The sequence below is a fragment of the Acidovorax sp. ST3 genome (assembly GCF_003231145.1).
Lineage (GTDB): Bacteria > Pseudomonadota > Gammaproteobacteria > Burkholderiales > Burkholderiaceae_C > Acidovorax.
Window position 1 is genome coordinate 1 of record NZ_QKVP01000045.1, and the last position, 673, is coordinate 673.

Below are 673 nucleotides of genomic sequence, written 5' to 3' on the forward strand. Positions count from 1 at the left end.
ATTAGCGCGCGCTTCGCGGTCGAGGGCAAGTCCGCCGGCTGCGAGGCCGTTCAGGCGGCGTGGCCCTCGCCGAAGATCATCCGATGGCCCTTGGCGGTGTCCATGTATTCGCGCACGCGACGGATCAGGCCGTTCTCCAGCTCGAAGACGAAGCAGTAGTCGTTGTCGTAGCGGCCGCCGTCGGCCAGGGTCGCGCGCATGCGCTCCTCGACGACCACCATGTCGCCGGCGGCGTGGACGCCCTTGAACTCGATTGACACCTCGCTGGCGAACAGCTTGCCGAACTCGACGGCGATGAACCGGGCGATCTCGGCCTTGCCGATCATGTGGTTGGTGAAGTTCGTCGCCAGGGCGGTGGCGTTGCCCTCGGGAGCCAGCCATTCGGCGTCGTCGGTGAAGGCGGCGGCGATCCGGCCCGCGTCACGGCTGGCGAAAGCCTGCCAGGCGGCGATCACGGCGTTCCGGTTGGCGTCCGAAGTCATGGACGGGCCTCCAGTTCGAGCTGGGTGAAGCCGGCGACGCCCTCGTGGGCCAGCAGCCAGCGCTTGCGGTCGAGGCCGCCGCCATAGCCGGTGAGCGAGGCGTCGGCGCCGATCACCCGGTGGCAGGGGACGATGATGGCGATCGGGTTCGAGCCGTTGGCCAGCCCGACGGCGCGCACCGCCTTGGGATG

2 protein-coding genes are annotated in these 673 nt (G+C 69.2%); both read right to left on the reverse strand.

The genetic code is table 11. From position 1 onward, the window contains the following. Window positions 1–50 precede the first annotated feature (50 nt). Window positions 51–482 carry a nuclear transport factor 2 family protein gene (locus tag DNK89_RS23440; RefSeq protein WP_110962010.1) on the reverse strand — a complete coding sequence of 144 codons (432 nt, stop codon included), beginning with the start codon at window positions 480–482 and terminating at the stop codon, window positions 51–53. Next, a partial coding sequence (locus DNK89_RS23445) for a methylated-DNA--[protein]-cysteine S-methyltransferase (protein WP_153064332.1) occupies window positions 479–673 on the reverse strand: 195 nt, incomplete at its 5' end. The genes DNK89_RS23440 and DNK89_RS23445, both read right to left, overlap by 4 nt.

What these genes read in the sequence shown, in the direction of transcription:
- DNK89_RS23440 (WP_110962010.1), bottom strand. Translation starts at nt 482, where the DNA reads ATGACTTCGGACGCCAACCGGAACGCCGTGATCGCCGCCTGGCAGGCT.